The sequence below is a fragment of the Cellulomonas algicola genome, from assembly GCF_003851725.1.
In the GTDB taxonomy this organism is placed as follows: Bacteria; Actinomycetota; Actinomycetes; order Actinomycetales; family Cellulomonadaceae; genus Cellulomonas; species Cellulomonas algicola.
Map to the genome: position 1 here is coordinate 1 of NZ_BHYL01000297.1, position 2,412 is coordinate 2,412.

The 2,412-nt window shown below is 77.0% G+C and carries 3 protein-coding genes; all 3 read left to right on the forward strand.

Annotation, left to right across the window (positions count from 1 at the left end; all coding sequences use genetic code 11):
* Positions 1–639: hypothetical protein (locus CTKZ_RS21700; protein WP_200829789.1), on the forward strand; the 639-nt coding region annotated here is incomplete at its 5' end.
* A 133-nt stretch (positions 640–772) separates the two neighbouring features.
* Complete coding sequence (locus tag CTKZ_RS16850) at positions 773–1,882, forward strand: DNA glycosylase AlkZ-like family protein (RefSeq protein WP_124344029.1); 1,110 nt, start codon at positions 773–775, stop codon at positions 1,880–1,882.
* A gap of 49 nt (positions 1,883–1,931) precedes the next feature.
* Positions 1,932–2,267: a YnfA family protein gene (locus CTKZ_RS16855; protein WP_124344030.1), complete on the forward strand. Its 336-nt coding sequence runs from the start codon at positions 1,932–1,934 to the stop codon at positions 2,265–2,267.
* Positions 2,268–2,412: the final 145 nt, after the last annotated feature.

Genomic DNA, 2,412 nt, shown 5'->3' on the forward strand with positions numbered 1-2,412 from the left:
ACCGTCGCGCTCGCGCGGCGGCTCGAGCGGGCGACCGGTGACGCGGCGCACGAGCCCACCCCCACGCGGGCGTCCGGGGCGCTGCGCGCCGCGGTCGTCGTCGGCGCCGTCTCCGGCCTCGGGTGGGCGGTCGCCGCCGGGGTGCACGGGTGGGTCGACCGCACCGTCGCCGAGCACGTCACGACCGCGCGCTCCGAGCTCGCGGCCACCGTCTCCACGGTCGCCGACTGGCTCGCGCCCGTGACGACCGCCGCCGACGCGTCGCCCGGGGCGCTGCTCGTGTGCGGGGCGCTCGTCGGCACGATCGCCGGCGCGCTCACGTACGTCGCGGTCCGGACCACCACGCTGCCCGACGGGCGGCTCGTCCTCCTCCTGGCCGTGTGGCTGTCGTGCGTCGTCGCGGCGCTCGTCGGCGCGATCCCGACCGTGCTCGTCGGCCTGGGCCTGGACCCCGTCGGCGACGGCCGCTGGTACGTGCAGCAGATGCTGCTCTACGGCCCGACCGACGGCGGCGCCGCGGGACTGCTGTACGGGTGGGTCCCGGCGCTGCTCGCCCTGCTCGTCGTCGGTCGCGCGACCGCACGGCGGCCGGCGGACCCGACGAGCGTCCCGGACCGGGCGGTCGACGTCACCGTCTGACCCCGACGCGGGACGCGGTCGGCCCGGGCGTCGTCGGCCACCGGCGCCGGCCACCCGGCGTCGACGCCGACCGCCCCGCCATCCGAACCCCCGCCCACGCCGTGTGTCGGAGGTGCGTCGTAGCGTCGGTGCGGTGCACCACCTGTCCCGCGCTGATGCCCGCCGCGTCGCGGTCCGCGCGCAGCTGCTGACCGCGCCGCGGCCGACCGACATGCGCACCGTCGTGCGCGGGCTCACGATGCTCCAGGTCGACCACACCAAGGCCGTGGCGCCGAGTGCCGACCTCGTGCTCTGGAGCCGGATCGGGTCGCGGTACGACCCCGACGAGCTCGCGGACGCGGTCGACGACCAGACGCTCGTCGACGTGCAGGGCATGATCCGCCCGGCCGAGGACCTCGCGCTCTACACCGCGGAGATGGCCGCGTGGCCCGGACCGGACGCCAAGGCGTGGGCGCACTCCCAGGCCCGCTGGCTGCGCGACAACGCGGCGTGCCGCCAGGACATCCTCGACGCGCTGCGCAGTGACGGGCCGCTCACCGCGCGCGACCTGCCCGACACGACCGTCCGCCCCTGGCGGTCGAGCGGCTGGAACCGGGACCGCAACGTCCCGATGATGCTCGACCTCATGGTGCAGGCGGGCGAGGTCGCCGCCGCGGGTCGGCGCGGGCGCGACCGGCTCTGGGACCTGGCCGAGCGCATCTACCCCGACGACCCGCCCGTGCCCGTCGACGAGGCCCGGCGGCGCCGTGACGAGCGGCGGCTGCACGCGCTCGGCATCGCGCGCGCCCGCGGGCCGGAGTGCCCGGTCGAGCCGGTCGACGTCGGATCGGCCGGGGAGGCGGCCGTCGTCGACGGGGTGCGCGGCGAGTGGCGCGTCGACCCGTCCCTGCTCGACGCACCGTTCGAGGGCCGCGCCGCGCTCCTGTCGCCGTTCGACCGGCTGATCCAGGACCGCAAGCGCATGGCCGAGCTCTTCGAGTTCGACTACGCGCTCGAGATGTACAAGCCCGCCGCCGCCCGGCGCTGGGGCTACTACGCGCTGCCCGTGCTGCACGGCGACCGGCTGGTCGGCAAGGTCGACGCGACCGCCGACCACGCCGCCGGCGTCCTTCAGGTCCACGCGGTCCACGAGGACGGCCCGTGGCGCCCCGCCGTGCGGGCCGACGTCGCCGACGAGCTCGAGGACCTCGCCCGCTGGCTGGGCCTCGACCTGCACCTCGGGGCGCGCACGCACGTGTCGTGACCTGCTCGACCTCCGGTCCGCCGGCCGGTGCGACTGCCAGACTGCGCGCGTGACGGTCCTGAGGTCTCTCGTCCTGTTCGTCGCCGCCGCAGTCGCCGAGATCGGCGGCGCGTGGCTCGTCTGGCAGGGCGTGCGCGAGCACCGCGGCTGGGTGTGGATCGGCGCCGGCGTGATGGCGCTCGGCGTGTACGGGTTCGTCGCGACGCTGCAGCCCGACGCGCACTTCGGGCGGATCCTCGCCGCGTACGGCGGCGTGTTCGTCGCCGGGTCGCTGCTGTGGGGGATGCTCGTCGACGGCTTCCGGCCCGACCGCTACGACGTGGCCGGCGCGCTCGTCTGCCTGCTGGGCGTCGCGGTGATCATGTACGCCCCGCGCAGCGGCTGACCCGGTCGCGCGGCGGCTGACCGCGCCAGGCAGCGGACGACCCGCCACGGCGCCCACGCCCGCCCGCGCCGGTCGTCGCACGCCTGCCGAGGCGGCACCCGCCTATCGTCGTCGCGTGCCCGTGAGCCCCGTCCCCGCCCGGCCG